Origin of the sequence: Paenibacillus alvei DSM 29 (assembly GCF_000293805.1) — a bacterium.
Lineage (GTDB): Bacteria > Bacillota > Bacilli > Paenibacillales > Paenibacillaceae > Paenibacillus_B > Paenibacillus_B alvei.
Genome location: NZ_AMBZ01000009.1, coordinates 79,702 through 95,665, shown reverse-complemented (window position 1 = coordinate 95,665; position 15,964 = coordinate 79,702). Strand labels below are relative to the sequence as shown.

Annotated in this window: 14 protein-coding genes and 1 pseudogene; 7 read left to right on the top strand and 8 right to left on the bottom strand. The window is 40.6% G+C overall.

Features of this window, described 5'->3' with window-relative positions:
* Positions 1-13: 13 nt before the first annotated feature.
* The 3 genes from PAV_RS24870 to PAV_RS24865 are packed head-to-tail and all read left to right on the top strand — an operon-like array spanning position 14 to position 1,832.
* The gene (locus tag PAV_RS24870; protein WP_005550753.1) at positions 14-1,153 is read left to right on the top strand and encodes a sensor histidine kinase; all 1,140 of its coding nucleotides are present in this window, start codon (positions 14-16) and stop codon (positions 1,151-1,153) included.
* Positions 1,135-1,641, top strand: a complete 507-nt coding sequence (locus PAV_RS36520; protein WP_005550751.1) for a sensor histidine kinase — start codon at positions 1,135-1,137, stop codon at positions 1,639-1,641. The genes PAV_RS24870 and PAV_RS36520 overlap by 19 nt, the downstream gene beginning before the upstream one ends.
* Positions 1,638-1,832 (top strand): response regulator, encoded by a 195-nt coding sequence (locus PAV_RS24865; protein ID WP_005550749.1) that lies wholly within the window; start codon positions 1,638-1,640, stop codon positions 1,830-1,832. Before PAV_RS36520 ends, PAV_RS24865 begins: the two co-directional genes overlap by 4 nt.
* Before the next feature lie 162 nt (positions 1,833-1,994).
* Here the strand turns inward: PAV_RS24865 and PAV_RS24860 are convergent, their stop codons facing one another.
* On the bottom strand, positions 1,995-3,149 hold the full coding sequence (locus tag PAV_RS24860) for an IS4 family transposase (protein WP_005543483.1): 1,155 nt from the start codon (positions 3,147-3,149) through the stop codon (positions 1,995-1,997).
* A gap of 453 nt (positions 3,150-3,602) precedes the next feature.
* On the opposite strand from PAV_RS24860, the gene PAV_RS24855 reads away from it, so the two are divergent.
* The 3 genes from PAV_RS24855 (at position 3,603) to PAV_RS32735 (ending at position 7,392) form a co-directional block, all read left to right on the top strand.
* The gene (locus PAV_RS24855; RefSeq protein ID WP_005550748.1) at positions 3,603-4,184 is read left to right on the top strand and encodes a hypothetical protein; all 582 of its coding nucleotides are present in this window, start codon (positions 3,603-3,605) and stop codon (positions 4,182-4,184) included.
* A gap of 93 nt (positions 4,185-4,277) precedes the next feature.
* Positions 4,278-4,991 carry a hypothetical protein gene (locus PAV_RS24850; protein ID WP_005550747.1) on the top strand — a complete coding sequence of 238 codons (714 nt, stop codon included), beginning with the start codon at positions 4,278-4,280 and terminating at the stop codon, positions 4,989-4,991.
* 1,060 nt (positions 4,992-6,051) lie between these two features.
* Positions 6,052-7,392 carry an alpha/beta hydrolase family protein gene (locus tag PAV_RS32735; RefSeq protein ID WP_051135212.1) on the top strand — a complete coding sequence of 447 codons (1,341 nt, stop codon included), beginning with the start codon at positions 6,052-6,054 and terminating at the stop codon, positions 7,390-7,392.
* 1,490 nt (positions 7,393-8,882) lie between these two features.
* On the opposite strand, the gene PAV_RS24835 is transcribed toward PAV_RS32735, so the two are convergent.
* The 5 genes and pseudogenes from PAV_RS24835 to PAV_RS24815 form a co-directional block, all read right to left on the bottom strand.
* Positions 8,883-9,101 carry a helix-turn-helix domain-containing protein gene (locus PAV_RS24835; RefSeq protein ID WP_005550745.1) on the bottom strand — a complete coding sequence of 73 codons (219 nt, stop codon included), beginning with the start codon at positions 9,099-9,101 and terminating at the stop codon, positions 8,883-8,885.
* A gap of 10 nt (positions 9,102-9,111) precedes the next feature.
* Positions 9,112-9,593 (bottom strand): annotated as a pseudogene (locus PAV_RS24830) (DUF2975 domain-containing protein).
* Positions 9,594-9,871: 278 nt separating this feature from the next.
* Positions 9,872-10,999, bottom strand: a complete 1,128-nt coding sequence (locus tag PAV_RS24825; RefSeq protein WP_005550742.1) for an endonuclease/exonuclease/phosphatase family protein — start codon at positions 10,997-10,999, stop codon at positions 9,872-9,874.
* Positions 11,000-11,621: 622 nt separating this feature from the next.
* Positions 11,622-12,317, bottom strand: coding sequence for a ribose-5-phosphate isomerase RpiA (rpiA, locus tag PAV_RS24820; protein WP_005550740.1), 696 nt, complete (start codon positions 12,315-12,317; stop codon positions 11,622-11,624).
* Positions 12,318-12,506: 189 nt separating this feature from the next.
* Positions 12,507-12,719, bottom strand: coding sequence for a hypothetical protein (locus PAV_RS24815; RefSeq protein WP_005550738.1), 213 nt, complete (start codon positions 12,717-12,719; stop codon positions 12,507-12,509).
* A gap of 237 nt (positions 12,720-12,956) precedes the next feature.
* On the opposite strand from PAV_RS24815, the gene PAV_RS24810 reads away from it, so the two are divergent.
* Positions 12,957-13,580, top strand: coding sequence for a DUF2272 domain-containing protein (locus PAV_RS24810; RefSeq protein WP_005550736.1), 624 nt, complete (start codon positions 12,957-12,959; stop codon positions 13,578-13,580).
* A gap of 223 nt (positions 13,581-13,803) precedes the next feature.
* Here the strand turns inward: PAV_RS24810 and PAV_RS24805 are convergent, their stop codons facing one another.
* Entirely contained in the window at positions 13,804-14,715 is a 912-nt protein-coding gene (locus PAV_RS24805) for a glycerophosphodiester phosphodiesterase family protein (RefSeq protein WP_051135226.1), read from the bottom strand.
* Between the two features lie 303 nt (positions 14,716-15,018).
* Positions 15,019-15,948: a DMT family transporter gene (locus tag PAV_RS24800; protein ID WP_005550732.1), complete on the bottom strand. Its 930-nt coding sequence runs from the start codon at positions 15,946-15,948 to the stop codon at positions 15,019-15,021.
* Positions 15,949-15,964: the final 16 nt, after the last annotated feature.

The following is a 15,964-nucleotide window of genomic DNA, read 5'->3' as shown; positions in this document are numbered from 1 at the left end:
TAGGAGTTGGCGAATGATCCGGTTGTTACATCTGAAATGTAATTTACGGTTGAAGATGATTTTGCTCATCAGCCTACTGATTATTGGAATCTGTTCGATTTTCGGGGTGTTTTTGGAACACTTCATAGGGAAGATAGTAGAAGATCAGACGGGAAAAAGAGCATTGAGTCTGGCGCAAAGCGTCGCGAATATCCCCGAAATACAAAGCGCTTTCCGCTTGAATAATCCTTCCGTCGTGATACAACCGATCGTGAAGCCGATACAGCGGGAATCTGGCGCGGAATTCATTGTTGTCGGAGATACGCGGGAAATCCGGCAATCGCATCCCAATGAAAGCATTATCGGGGCGAAAATGGTCGGAAGCGATAATGACAGGGCCCTGCATCATGGCGAGTCGTACGTGTCCAAAATGGAGGGAACGCTAGGTTTGTCGATTCGAGGGAAGGTTCCCATTTTCGATGAAGGGAAGATCGTGGGGCTCGTGTCGGTCGGTTTTCTTACTAACAATGTGCACCGCATCGTAGCGGAAAATAGCAAATCCCTCTGGCTCACCTTGAGTCTCATTGTTCTGTTTGGCATCGCGGGAGCGGTCTTTATTGCTTCTCATATTAAAAAATTATTGCATAATATGGAGCCCGAGGAGATTTCCCATCTGTATCTGCATAAGGAAGCGATACTGCAGTCCACGCATGAAGGAATTATCGCGGTGGCTAATGATGGGGCAATATCAGCAATGAATAAAGCGGCCAAGGATATTCTTTTCACAGACACGGAGCAGAAACAATTGAATTATGCAGGAGCATCCATTCATGAGATTGTCCCTTCCTTATACAGTGATGCACAGGACAAGGAGAGAAGCCGCTTGGTGAACCGAGAGATGGTGCTGGGCGAAGACATCGTACTCGTCAATCAGACCCCCATTGTAAGGGAAGATGCCGTCACGGGGAGCGTCTACACGTTTCGCAAGAAAACGGAACTGGAGACAGTGACAGAGGAGCTGTCCCGTATTAAGCAATATGCGAATGCGCAGCGGGCGCAGACGCATGAGTACTCCAATAAGCTGCATATCATCCTGGGGCTGGTGCAGAACCGGCGACTACAGGAAGCGATTGATTTTATAAAAAAGAAAGCAATATGCAGCAGGCCAGGTTAACATTCTTAGCGGAAAAAGTAGCCGATCCTCTGCTTCAAGCCTTATTTCAAGGAAAATTCAATCAAGCGAATGAACTGAATATCTCCATGGTCATCCATCCCGACAGCCGTTTGGAAGGCTCATTTGCAGATGAGAAGCAAGATGCGCTGTTAACCGCCCTGGGCAATATCATTGAGAATGCATTGGAGGCGGTAAGGCAACAGGAAGAGGGTCAACGTAAGGTTGCCATCTTTTTTACGGATATCGGTGAGGATTGTATTTTTGAGATTGAAGATTCAGGAATAGGGGTGGCCGAGGCGGATATCCCCCGTATATTTCAGCAAGGATTTTCAACGAAGCAGGGCAGCCATCGGGGAATGGGTCTGGCACTATCGAAGCTGATGCTCAATGCAGTCGGCGGGGAGATATTGCTGGAGGCAGGGGAAGGTGAGCTCGGAGGAGCTTGTTTTATGATTATGATACCGAAGGACGAGAGGAGATCGCTATGAAGGACTTGTTTTCAGTGTTGATCATCGAGGATGACTTTCGAGTAGCGGATATTCATCGGCATTATGTCGAAAAAACAACCGGCTTTGCCGCTCCATACATGGCCAAGAACCGTAAAGAAGCGTTGGATTATTTAGAAAGCGGTGACGCGGTTCCGGATCTGATTCTATTGGATATCAATAGCGTTGCATAAAAGAATCCCACTGCAAATATTAAAGGAAAGATATTGTTGCAGATAAAATAATTTACAGTTTTCTTGCTTTCATATAAGCCAAAAAGTTAAGGGTTCTATGAAAGCAAGTAGCCGCGCCCATTTGGTAATATCTATCATTTCAAGGAACTATTTTCCTGAATCTTAGGTCTTTACGACTTTCTGCCGACCTTTGGAAGTGCGAGCAGGCTTCCGAAAAACAGCTTCTCTGAACGTTTCCCAGGGCTGATACAGCATTGAGATAAGTAGTCGATGTAGATCTAATAAGCTCTTCGTTGTACCAAGCTCCATTTTCATCAAGAGCTGAAGGCTATATGCGATCAAACAAATGAGGATCTGATTCCATACCGCGTTCTCTTGCTCTCCATAGAAACGCGTCAGCTTCAGATGCTGTTTAACCCAACGGAAGAATGTTTCTATCTTCCAACGATTGCGATACAGCTCACTGATCTCTTCTGCTGTTAAATCAAAGCGATTGCTAATGATGCGGATCAGCTTACCCTTTAAATCGGTCGTTTCTACAAGTCGCAATGCCTCTTCCATCTGTTTCTTTCCTTTACCGATTCGAACCATTTGATCCCGATGGATCAAGGAGTTTTCGGCTACTGGAAATTCGGAGAGCGTCTCCACGACCGCGTTGTTCTTCAAACGAGTTACGAAAAAAATGCCTTCCCTGCAGTAATGATCATACTTCTTGTAATCGACATAGCCGCGATCGAACACATAGGTGGCTCCGGTTTCATCAATAAGAGCATCCATTTGAGTACGATCCGCAGGCTTCGCAGGTGTAAGCACTGCCTTTTCTGGATAAACCGTGTCCGGATCGCAAAAGGTTACTCGCAAATGAAGTTTGACACCGGATTTTGTTTTTCGGTACGTTGCCCATTTGTATTTACTTAAACATAGGCTCATCGTCGTGGAATCTAGCAATTTTACTGTGCCGATTCGCCCTGAAGCAGGACGGCTGTGCTCGCTGATTTTCAAGACCAGATCCGCAAATATGCTTTGCAAAACCTCACTGGAAAGCTTGTTGTTTTTCCTTGATAGCTGTGAGGTGCTTATGGACGTAATTCCAAGTTCTTTCTGGAACGCTTCGTTACACTGCAATTCAGTAACGATAGTTCGTAAACAGTCTCGCTGCTGCAGCTGTGCATCCATAAAGATCAAGAGATAGGCCAGTGAATGCAGCTTTTTAACGTACTTATCTTCGCCGGTTTTATCCGTCCAATCTGAAATGATTTGTGCATTTAGTGGTGCGACCCATTTACCAAATGATGAAAGTAGTGTATCCTTGTCCATGTACGATCTCCTATGATTAGGGATTTGGACAGGACTACCTGCTCCCCTAATTATGGAGATTTTTTCTTTGAATGGACGTCGATAATTTAACATTTTTAGTACAATTTAGAATTTGTAATTAGGTCTGAAATTTAATGCAACGCTATTGACTTAAAATATAACTATGCATGATAAGGTTCAAAAACTATGAACATCTCTTGGAGACTACTGCAAAAAGTCGTATCTGTTAGAAGAACTGAAGATTTTTTTTAGGATAAAATATGTCTACTTAAACACAACATGAGCAAAAGTGGGCTTTTGTAGGGTCTCTCAGGTGTTTTTATTTTTTTCGTAATAATAGTTAGGGATAGAAAAAACACTTTCAAATATAGGGAAATACTGTTAGTATATAACAAGAAGTAGTTGGTAATAACGATAAGTGTAGCCGAATTATAGATTGAAGGTGGGTTAGTGATGAGAAATTATAAAATGCTAATAATTCTATCTACAGTCTGTATTTTTTTAGTTGGCTGTAGTAACTCTGATAGCAAAATAGCAGAGAGCCGAACTAAAATTGGAGACACAACTATTGAAAATACTAAAAAAATATTATCTTACGCTGAGTATCAAACATTGTTTGAGGCATTAAAAAGTAATTTAAAAATTAGTAATTTTGAATTGAAAACTGGCACCTTTACGAGTGATCTCACGATCGTAGATAAAGACTTGACGTATAATAAAAGACAGTATTTAACTCTAAATGGTGAACTGGATACTGGAGAACCAAAAACAACGCAAGAACTCCTAATTTTTGAAAATAAAAATCAATCAACGCAAATTTCTATAAGAATAGCTTATACACAAAACTATATAGGTGAAGATATAATTGATTGGTCTATGCTCACAGGTTTATCTAATATTAATGAAAAACTTTCGGAAATGAGTGATATTGTTACATTTAGTTACAAAAATATTGTTTTTATTATCTATCAGATTTCTGAAACTAAAAAGACATCGATATTACAAAGGAAACAATCCGTAATATTCAAAATATAACATCCAAATATTAAAGAGATTGACTATACCAAATTATGGGATTGATATCACCCATAATTTGGTATACAATGTAATACAAGGAGGGATTAATCTATGTTTCATTTCAGAAAACTGGCTGTTGGAGTTTTGAGTTTAACTTTTTTGCTTTCATCACAAATGGTTTTTGCACAAGCTAGTGATAGTGATATTCCAGAGGACGTGCTGGAAAAAGCTAAGGCAAAAGAATCCCATTATCAAGCGCCAGAACCAAAGGCATGGGAAATTGATATGGATGGAAATCGTACAGAAGTTGTCCCCCTGAGTCAAAGAGTTACAACAATGGCTCCACCGAATGATGGATATAAATATGCTTTTGATAGATATGACGCTAGTAGAAACTCTAAGGATTGGAACTACAAATCCACCGGCACGATAAGAGTTAATAATGCGCTGAGTACATCTGCTACACTTTCATATACTCAGCAAACAACCACAGAGACTACATGGAATGTTTCATCAGCTATTAGTGCAAAAGCTGAAGTAAAAGCAGGTTTTTTAGCTGGGATTGAAGCCTCGACATCTGTACAAGTAGACTCTACGAGAAAATGGATTAAAGGAACTTCTTATGGAGTAGGGGTTACAGTAGCTCCAAAGACAACGGCGTACCTTACAAATTATGCTGTTGGTGTAAATTCAAATGGTAAGTTAATTTACAAGAAGTATGCATCTTCAGGAAGTCAAATTGGTATTTATGAAGAAGCAATCGGTGGAACTGTAGTTAGTCTAGATGATGCAAACGTAGAGTTGACATCGACTTCGCCAATGTAAAAACAAGAATAGGAATTGTCTTGAGCAAATCAAAATCAGCAACTTGAACCCCCGAGAAATAATACCTCGGGGGTATTTTACTTTTGAAATGTGCGTAGCATTAAAGGTTAATCTACGGCGTTAATCTTGACACAAGGAAAAAAGACATATATTAGAAATATGTGTTTTGAATGCTCTGACACTGATTGAGGCCAATTTGGAGAGACTGCTTTTAAAACTATACTACTGTTTCACAAAACCCGTATTTTGTACATATGTATGAAAATCGATGAAATGCCATGATATGTATAGACTCTCCTTTTCCTCGTGTGTGTATGTATCCACCATCATTCTTGTGGATTCGGTGTTTTGTCGGAAAACAAGATCTTGTATGGTTTTCCGATTAGCTTCTCATTTTCCCCTACATGCAATAAAGAATGGACTTCAGAACATTGAAGACCATCCTTTATTCTTGCTGCTACTTCAATTGCCCTACATATGTCGACGCACATGGCGTTCAACATATTTTGCTTCTTCTTGAAGTCTCTGATTGTCTGGATCACTATAAATCATCATTGCCACGTGTTGAGGAATGAATGGTCTACACTTAACATCTCTCGTTCTTCTATTACTACATTTAGAATTTTGTAACAACCTTGATGTTGATCGACGATCCAACGCGCGGTCAATAGCCCTAGACCCGCTCCATGCTCCCCTCTATTTCTAATTAGCTGACTGTCAATGTCGGTATAGATCTGATAATGCGCAAACCCGTATAACGCTCCCCCCAGTATGTATTGTCCATGTCGGCCAGACGTTACGATTAGCAGATGCACTGATCAAAGCGGAATTAGATTTTGATCTGCTGATTATGGCTAATGTCGGGCATGGGGTTCCGGAAGAAACGTATTTTATCCGCAGGAAATGGGACGACTTCATAAGACACTTGCTAGGATTAGAACCACCTCGACTTCCTGCACATTTACCTGCCAATGAAGGGGAATTTGCTGTAGTAGAGTCTAATACATTGGAAGCAAGTATTCGCTCACACAAACCTATTGTTGAAATGGAGAGTTGCATTATGGAAGTAAAGCTTATCGGGAAACGTAAATTTTTGGTGGCAATTATGCTGTGTTCATTGTTTATCGGGAATAGCGTAATAAACGCGTTTGGAAGCAGCCCTTCCCAGCAAGAGCAACAATCAGCAGTTGCTACCCAACAATCTAAGGATCCGACGACTTCGTCTAAGCAGACAGCTGTAACATTCCCTGCCCTTAAAGGCCCATATAAAGTGGGGACAGAACGTTTTCATTGGGTAGACAAATCTCGTCCGGAAACATTTACGGCAAACAAGTCGGATCATCGTGAGCTGATGATTCAAGTCTGGTATCCTACTAACGCATCAAGCGCCTCTCATAAGCGCGAACCTTATGCAACGGATCCAACATCATTGGCAAAAGCATATGAAGGCTACTCTAAAATACCTGCTGCTCAATTTTTACCCTTGCTCTCATCTACTACGCATTCTTTGATCAAGGCACCTATTGCTGAATCAAACCAAAAATATCCGGTACTCATCTTATCACACGGCTTGGGGATGCTTAATGATGCATATCGATTTATTGCAGAGCCACTAGCAAGCCAAGGCTACATCGTTGTAAGTGTTCAGCATACGTATAATTCGTTAGTAACCACATTTCCTAACGGAAAAGTTGTCAATTTCAACGGCGCTAATAGCGACAGTACCTCTTACTTAGATCGATTAATTACCAAAGTATGGGTGAAAGATATTCAATTTGTATTAGATCACCTAGAACAACTTTCAGAGAAAAAAAGCTATCATATTTGGAAGCAGGCTGATCTGAGTCGAGTTGGAATGCTCGGTCATTCATTCGGCGGTGCTACAGCTGCTCAAGTGATGCTACAGGATGAACGTGTAAAAGCTGGCATCAATATGGACGGCGGTTTCTTTGGCAAATTGATTCCTGAGACCGGAATACCAGGTCCATTTATGCTGATGAATGCTGGCTACGATGGATTGAAAAATGTAGAAAGTATTGATCCTAAGCAGGCTGCACAAGCACAAGGATTGGATGAGAAGAAGATAACCGAGATGTTGAAACATGTGATTTCTCGCTATAAGCAGGCAGTACGCTCTAGTTATTCCGTATCATTCCGTCATGCAGACCATAGTACATTTTCAGACACTCCGTTAATTCCCTATCCATCTGCACCGAATGATGCTGCCAGATTACAGGCCCTGTATCGTACTCACAGCAGTATTAATGCATATTCATTGGATTTCTTTGACTATTTCCTAAAGGGTAAGCCAAGTAAGCTGCTCAATGGTAAAAACAAGATCGAAGATGTAAAGGTAGAGATTGGAGAGCACGTCAAAACCAAACCTGCATCTTCCAAATAGCATAAATTTAACTGGAACCTTCTCGGTAAATGACCGGGGAGGTTTTTGGTTAGGTTCATAAAAAGTACACATCGCCCAAGGATCATAAGATCCAAGGGGTACATACCCCGCAGAACATATGTCACGTTCCCTATCCTGTCGCCATCTCGAACATCAATCCAATCTAACTTACAAAAAGGAGGGATCCCTGTCTTTTTTTTGATTCTTACTCGTATACAGTGTGTACAACTAGCTTTATATCAAGACAAACTCTTTCAAGGAAACGTATAGATTTTGTATCTCGTTTATCTACATTATTAACGGTGAGGATCGAATGTCTCTCCCCTTATCGTAATCGCATCGAATAAATGCGGGTTTTGTGAAATTGCATGAGCTGGCTGTATTACAGTACCCTTACGGTGTAACTACAAATAAGGGCGATTCTGCGAACTTCACCGCTTCCCGCAAGTCGCCTGTGTTACATGTATACTTATAAAACTTATACTTACAAGTCAAGACGGTCGTTATTTAACGACCGTCTTTTTATTTCTTTTAAAATGTTGAAGCTTTGTGTTAATCCAAAACGTCTTATTGAACAATGCTATACGGTAATGTCCTTATTTTCTTGACAAAAACGGAAGATAGGAATGGGCGCACCTAGTTTTGAAGGGATATAGCGTAGTACAAATTGTATTGCGCTACTCTTACCTATCCTTGGACGACCATATAACTCCTATCTAAACATCCTATCTCAAAATGTTATTGTTTTAATGTTTGCAAGTATATTATCAAGGTCTTTAAGTCTGTTGCGGTCACAGAAACATGACATCGCCTTGTATCAAGGTTAAACCAGATTGACAACGACAAGGCGTTAGTTGCACTTTCTGAAAAGCGTCTATCATAGATATCTCCAGTCTATCATCTGTTTATAAGGCTCTTTTTGATAATAGGCCAAATAAATGGTTTCATTTCTATCCTTTCTAAAGAACGATCAGCAGCGTTAATTACTAGACCAGTTCTCCTTGAAGATTTGTATAAAAATCGTTCTATGATCAAAATTCGCCTCGAAATGATAATGCCTGAACACCAAATCTCACGTAGGTCATTTTAACCCGCTCCGCTCTATATCGACCAGTGATTTAAATTAAGTTTAATGCTTCGGTTAACGCCCTCTCCTTCTCTGAAAACACATGCCGGTGCCGAGCTGAAAGTCCGTTCAATCTATAACACCACCGCCGACATCACACTCTGCCCGTAGCTCTACTTTCCCGCTCCGTAGTGAGGTTTCATTAGAATGTTGCTGTCAGTTGAAAATAAAGTATGAGACTAAGTGTCTTTATTCCATTCGCCTTTTCGAATTATCATACCACCAGACTCCATAAAATAAATTTTTAGACTGACCTTAGAAATCGAAACAGCGACAGCTAAGGATGAGAAAATAAAGTCCTAGACTGTCGCTGTTCCATTTAACTAACGTGTCCTGTTAGTTAAATAAAATTTGTTGTATATTCTTATTGAGAGTCCTTGTCGCTTTTGTACTCCAAAATATCGCCTGGCTGACAATCCAAAGTCTTACATATCGCTTCTAATGTTGAAAAACGAACCGCTTTTGCTTTTCCATTCTTCAGAATGGAAAGATTGGCCATAGTAATTCCTACCCTTTCTGAAAGCTCCGTTACACTCATTTTTCGTTTTGCTAACATCACATCAATATTAATAATAATTGCCATATCCTCCACCTCAGACCGTCATATCATTTTCTGATTTTATATGAATCGCTTCTTGTAAAAAGTCTTTGGAGAACAGTTGCAAAAACAGCGATAACCAACGAACCAAAAATGATGATGAGTCCCACAAACCCGATAGGAGGGTCAACTTTCTCCCCTACAAAATGAAAGAGTGGCATACCTAATACGTACCAACCACTTATTGTTATTGCACAACACTTTATGTTCTTTAACGCCTTTACAGATAAATCCGAGAACGCTGTGTTCTCGTCAATGTATCGCAAAAGGTTAAAAGCCTGATAGAGGGCAAAGTAAAAAGGCACAGCCGCTCCATACAACAAAATTAAAACGAGGGATTTTAGATAGGCAATATCTGGATACAATTTTCCAGCAAAAACTCCGATTTTTAGGAGCCATAAATATACAAAATGCAAGAACGGGGATTCCGATAAGAATAACAGCTAACTTTAAAAAGAACGTCGTTACTTTTTTCAAAAAAAGCACCTCACTTGATTTAATGATAAAGTAACTTTATCATTAACTATATCGTTATACAATAAATAAATATTGATTTTTATTGTATTTATATTGTTGTACGATTTGACAAAAATAAAGAGCATTTCTCATTACAAAGAAATGCTCTTACTTTTAAATGTTAAATTTACAATAACGTTTTGCACATATTGCTGTTTTTCGGGATCCACCAACTATAGCTGACCTTACTCCTTGCGGAAGCCTCCATTAATCCTGCATCTTAAATCTAAATAGAAACGCTACAAGTCCAGATCTACGTAGATTGCGGCATGGTCCGATGCAGCCTGTGCAGCGTTTGTAATTTCAGGAAGATGTGGAAATAGGGTTCCGTCCTTACCGCCCCAAACGCCCGCGCGGTAAATGCCCCCGCCACGGGCGAGCTGGAACAGCGCAGGCGACATTAATATATAGTCAATTTTGTCTTTGGCCTCACCGTCGCCCCAAGTGCCGGGCCTGCCCGCAAAATCGAAACCTTCGATTTCACTGGCGTCTTTGAGATCCGAACCGTCCCGTAGAAGTGGGGCAAGTGAATCGCTATCTGGACTATCGTTAAGGTCCCCCATCACGGCAATTAGATCAATATTCGAAGCACGCAGACCCTCATAAATTTCGCGAACTCGCTTTGCCTGCTTCTTTCTAAGTGCTTCATTGTCATTTGCTTTGCTCTTGAAGTGGTTGGCCAAAATGACCAAGTTTCGACTTCCTGGCAAAGAAATGTGGTACTCTGCGCAATCACGGTTAAACACTCGCATACCGTCCACCATATCATCAACGTGGCTTCGCATGAAATCAATTGCAAATGGTGCTCGAGTAAAAAGTCCGACATCGATACCGCGAGTATCATTCCCATCGATTAAGAGTGCGTGATCAAAACGCCAATTTGCAATGGGATAAAGTATTTGTTCGTTAAACATAACAAGTGAGGGCCTATGCTCAGCCTCTACCACCACCATGATTTGGGGGTCAATGTTTCGGATCACCCTTGCGGTGTTCTGCGTTGCGCGCTCATTTACTGCCTCAGTCTTTAATTCAAGCCATCCTATCCAATCTTCGCGACCGTTTGCGACGACCTTTAGTATACCATTCTTTCTAGTAACAAATTTTCCGCGATTCCGACGCAGTATGACAAAATCTGATTCATCTTTTTCCTTAAGTCCAAGTGCCTCCATCAAGCGCACAATCTCAATTTTATCGGTTGAACTGTACGTCTGCTGAGCTATAAGCGCATTAAGTTTCGCGACCCCTTCTAAAACTTTCTGGCCGGATACAAGCATAGTTTCCGAATCAATTCCATTTACCCATTCGGTCTGATTTAGAATCTTAGCCCGCTCAAAGAGATTTTCGACATTGTATGAAGCTAGCCTCAAAAAAATTACCTCCTTAATACTTGTTGCATCTAATCAGCCATGATGCCAAACTTGGCAAGTTTACGCACGACATGGTCGACGGACGGCGCATTTTCAATAATGATATTCACCACTTCATCAGCATCATCAACAAGACGAATATAGCGTTTGTATTCCTCCTAATTACTTCGGAATTCCCAAAGTATTGTAACCGAATGCGTTAGCAATAATTCATCTAAAATTTCATTGTCACTATGCTGCGCGCTCGTCCGCCTTTGATAAATGGCTCTCTTACGAATCATCATTATTCCCGTTTGAATCGGTAATGTTTATTATGTTCTTGTCATCCGACAAGATGTGCCACATTTCGTAAAACGTGATAATTACAAACAAAAGGAGCCTCACTGGCTCCTTTTGTTCTACGGACATTAAAAAATCCCTGTTTGGGGATTATAATAATTTTTTGCGGTCTTCAATACCATGGATATGTTACCAGCAGTCTGTAATCCAATACTCGTTCTCTTGCGTGGGGTGAAGGCCGTCATATTGATGTCGATTGCTACAACGGAGACTCACCCCATTGCAGCAATTTGGACTATAAACTAGCCGCTCGCTGCTCCGGAAAAACAACATTGGAACTCTGTCATTTTGAGCCAACGCGGAAACATCTCGTCCCCTCATTCTCCCCCATGATAACCTCATCTGCAATTCCGATGAACAGTCCGTGTTCGACCACGCCGTTCATTCGGGATAGCTCCTGGGCGAGGCGTTCTGGTTGATCGATAGATGCGAACTTGCAGTCTAGAATATAGTTTCCATTTTCGCTCCAATAAGGTGCAGGTGGTGTCCCAAGAGTGCGTAATTTCGCTTCCCCTCCCAAGTCCCTTAGCTTCTTCGCGATCTGGCTCCACATTAGCGGAATCACTTCGATCGGTAGCGCGTATGTGCGGCCGAGTACGCTTGCTTGTTTTCTGGAATCCGTAATAATAATCGTTCTAGCGGAACAAGAGGCAACCAGTTTTTCCTTAAGCAAGTAGCCGCCTCCCCCTTTTATCAATCGCAGATACGGATCGAATTCATCTGCTCCGTCAACGGTAAGATCAATTTTTTCCGGAATTTGAGTCGTGATCAGTGGAATGCCAAGTAATGTACAGAGGCGTTCCGTCTCTTTGGACGTAGGCACGCCGGTTACTTGAAGCCCTTCTCGCACTTTCTCTCCGAGAAATTGGATAAAGTGGCTTGCCGTGCTTCCGCTTCCGATCCCGATTATCATTTTGTCTTCTACATAAGCCAGCGCCCTTAATGCAGCTAGCTCTTTTTCTTGTTCATAATTGGTCATCTGTCGTTTCACCCACGCAAAGCTAGCTGAATTTTTTGATACAACCTCTTCAACGAACTATTTGGTCTTAACAAAGGCTTCCCCCTCCGTATCGACCACTTTCCGCGATATATGCTTCATAGTGTAGAACACATTGTATTTTGTTCATATGTATAAAAGTATATTCAAACCCTTGTCGCGCTTATCTTCCTATAATAAAGGTATTTTATAACCGCGACCCCGAAGCGGATCTTTATTCTTTTCATGGACGAGCTGCTCAATCGTGTGAATTCGATCCCCCACGACATTGGCTAATACGAGATGCAGTATCCCTACAACCTCATCGCCCATAACCAGGAATCGATATTCTTTACCTGTCATGAATTCTTTAAGCAGAACGGTCTGATCGTGTTTAAACGCCATCTCAATTGATATTTGATAGTCCTTTTCGAGAACGCACGATTATATAGTCTGAGGCTGTTTTCTAAAATTGGTGTGAAATGATCTCGTAATGGGCGGCATCCGCATCATTATATCTCTTAACCCATTATCATGAATAGCTTGCGAGTTGATTGGGATACTATCCAAGGGTGGACGGAAAGTCGTGTATTTGGACACTTGGAATTTTTTTATTTTAGTAGTAGTTAGGAGCAGATAAGCTTGAGCTGGGAAAACGTAAGGCAGCAAATGATCCATCTTGCAAAGCAGGAATACGAATTGACGTGGAATAAAGGAACCATCAAGGAATATGATATGCAAGCACGGATACGTGAATATTGGCAACAAGGTGTTTATAAGGAAGTATCGATACCAGAATATATAACAATTCCAGGAAGTGCTTGGAGTGCTGCCTTTATCTCATGGATTGTGACTCAGGCAGGCGGAGGCGATCGTTTTGGCAAGGTTCATGATGAATCAAATTATCGGAATGAATTCGGAAATCCGGCCGCACATTGGCGCTATACTGCGCCTGCCAAGATTAATCGACAAATGAATAGTGCAAGTAATCCCTTCTGGGCTTTCGCTATTAATGAGGTGAGACCAAAAGAAGGTGATATTGTAGTAAAGAGTAGAAATGGAAGCGGTGCAACGTGGAACGACTTTATTTCTAAAGAGACGCATGGTGACATTGTCATTGATGTAAGCTCTACTGACATAACAGTCATCGGCGGAAATGTATCAGATACGGTTAAGCAAAATACTTTCCCGCTCAATGATAATGGATTTGTCAATTCAACTGGTGGAGAAAACTCTCATTTCGCAATTGTGCGGATCAATATATAGCTGGTATATAGACGGTTTGTGGTTCTCTAAAGATCCAAGGATCGTGCAATCGCATGAATAGTGCTGCGATCTCTTAGCCTATCGCTCCCGAACCCATAATAAAAATCCCATCAGGTTCTTTACGATGGGATTTTTGTCTATTCACAACAGGAATGCTGCCCTTTAATTACATAAGAAGTACGATACCTTATCATGAAGAATCAACTATTTTTGATGAATGAAATCATTTAGTAACCTTATCAACTCTATTTGTCCATATATAGCCCTGATATCCTTCTGGAATTTTTTCAAGGCTTTCTTTTGTATCAAATCCTTCTGACCATTTACCATTTCCCTCTACGATTACGACCCGCGTGTTGACAGACTCCATTCTATCAATAAATTTATTTGGCCAACCCCATAAGAACTTCGCATAATTTAAAGGCAAATGCAGCTCCATATTATGCAATTCTTTCGGAATATATCCCGTCCAACCTAATAATTCATATTTTAAAAGTGCATTTTTCATCATTGTTTTCGTTAACAATTTCAACTCTGTATGTTTTGAACGTAAATAATCAAACCCTTCGCTGTCTCCATCACCATAAACTGTTATTTTATCTAATTGATTTTTAGACATTTTACTTAAATAAGAATCCCACAATACTTTTGTTGTTTCCATATCTCCATCTTTGTCATGAATTAAAAACTCTTTATTAGGAAAAGCTGCAAACACCTCATCTAAGCTTGGCATCATACCAATGCCTTTGCCACGAAACGGATAGCTCTCTCCATTATCAGCCGTATATCTATAGCCGACATCTAGTTTCTTCAATTCGTTCATTATATAATCTTTGACTTCACCTTTACCATTTGTTCTATACGCTAAAGTAAAATCATGAAAAACAGCTAATTGATGATCCTTCGTTAACTGAATATCTAATTCCACGACGTCAGCACCATGATCAAATGCTGCCTTCATAGAAGGAATTGTATTTTCTAAATAAGGGTGCTCAGGTGGATAAATGATTTCAGCTGTATTCGTATCATACTCTACCTGTGAAATATCAAAGGTTTGAGCCAACCCTCTATGAGCCAGAATCTTATAATTTGTATCTTTCGAATAAAATAGGCTCGTATTATTTATCCAAACCATAACAACCAAAAGGGTTACCCCCAAAATGATATATGTCGTTTTCTTTTTCTTTTTTTCATTTGTTTATCCTTTCTTTTCTTACTTTAAAATGACTTTACATGTTATATCCCTTTTATAAGGGTAGTAGAACTTTTAATACAGTGCAATGTATAAAAATGTAATCCGGATAACGATTATCTGAAAATCAAATCTTTTTCTATACAGTTTAGTGACACAAGCATATGTTCACCGAATATCATTGAATCATTCAATAAACAAATAAAAAAGCCGCTGCTACGCGGCTTTTAAGCATATACGTTCTTGTCATCCGACATCTTTCGTATTACATTTTTCCTGCGCTCTATTGAATAATGAAGCATTCCCCTTTTTTCTGCGATCATTCACGAAATAAATACTTACACCTACTAATAACAGCCCTACGACAAGGCGGTAAGTAACCGGTTCATCTACAAACACCGTACTGATGATTACGGCAATGATCGGTACAAGAAACGTAAATGTCCCGACTTTGCTTGCCTCCCCAGCATGAATAAGTTTGTAGTAAATGATATAGGCCAGTGGAATGCCGAAAGTAGAGCCGTATCCGAGTCCAAAAAGGTACTTGCCATTCCATTCAATTGCTGACCAGTTTTCAACAATGGTTCCAGTACCTATTAGAATAACGCCACCAATGATAAACTGCAAAGACACCATCCAGAAAGCATCTACTTCGCTGCTCACCTTCTTTACATATACCACGCCAAGTGCCCAGCTAAATGCCACAAGCAACCCTAAGACCACACCCATGCTCGATACATGAACGGTTAATCCGTCCACACTGACAACTACAATTCCAATAAATCCAATAATCATACCCATAATTTTAAACAGCGACATGTACTCTCCAAGCGAAATCCAAGCAAACAATCCAAGTAGAACGGGTTGAAAATAGACAAGCACGGAAAACAATCCTCCTGGTAAATAACTAAGCCCTATTGTCTGTAGCCCAAAAAAGAGAATCGTATTAAAGAATGCTGAAATACAATATTTCGACCAATTTTCACGCCAGTTGATCCTGTTCCTCATTTTATATAGGAGAGCTGCAAGGATAAGGCCCCCAATTACGGTACGCATTCCTGCAAATAATAACGGGGGCGTATAAGGCACAGCCATTTTATAGATTGGCCAACTTCCACCCCAAATAAAGACTAATAATAGTAAGGCACACGTCGATTTTGTAAAGACCTTCCCCAATTGCCTATCCTCCCTT

Excerpts from the sequence above, each read along its gene's own strand:
- PAV_RS24870 (WP_005550753.1), top strand. The coding sequence starts at position 14 with ATGATCCGGTTGTTACATCTGAAATGTAATTTACGGTTGAAGATGATT.
- PAV_RS36520 (WP_005550751.1), top strand. The coding sequence starts at position 1,135 with ATGCAGCAGGCCAGGTTAACATTCTTAGCGGAAAAAGTAGCCGATCCT.
- PAV_RS24865 (WP_005550749.1), top strand. The coding sequence starts at position 1,638 with ATGAAGGACTTGTTTTCAGTGTTGATCATCGAGGATGACTTTCGAGTA.
- PAV_RS24860 (WP_005543483.1), bottom strand. The coding sequence starts at position 3,149 with ATGGACAAGGATACACTACTTTCATCATTTGGTAAATGGGTCGCACCA.
- PAV_RS24855 (WP_005550748.1), top strand. The coding sequence starts at position 3,603 with ATGAGAAATTATAAAATGCTAATAATTCTATCTACAGTCTGTATTTTT.
- PAV_RS24850 (WP_005550747.1), top strand. The coding sequence starts at position 4,278 with ATGTTTCATTTCAGAAAACTGGCTGTTGGAGTTTTGAGTTTAACTTTT.
- PAV_RS32735 (WP_051135212.1), top strand. The coding sequence starts at position 6,052 with ATGGAAGTAAAGCTTATCGGGAAACGTAAATTTTTGGTGGCAATTATG.
- PAV_RS24835 (WP_005550745.1), bottom strand. The coding sequence starts at position 9,101 with ATGGCAATTATTATTAATATTGATGTGATGTTAGCAAAACGAAAAATG.
- rpiA (WP_005550740.1), bottom strand. The coding sequence starts at position 12,317 with ATGACCAATTATGAACAAGAAAAAGAGCTAGCTGCATTAAGGGCGCTG.
- PAV_RS24815 (WP_005550738.1), bottom strand. The coding sequence starts at position 12,719 with ATGGCGTTTAAACACGATCAGACCGTTCTGCTTAAAGAATTCATGACA.
- PAV_RS24805 (WP_051135226.1), bottom strand. The coding sequence starts at position 14,715 with ATGGTTTGGATAAATAATACGAGCCTATTTTATTCGAAAGATACAAAT.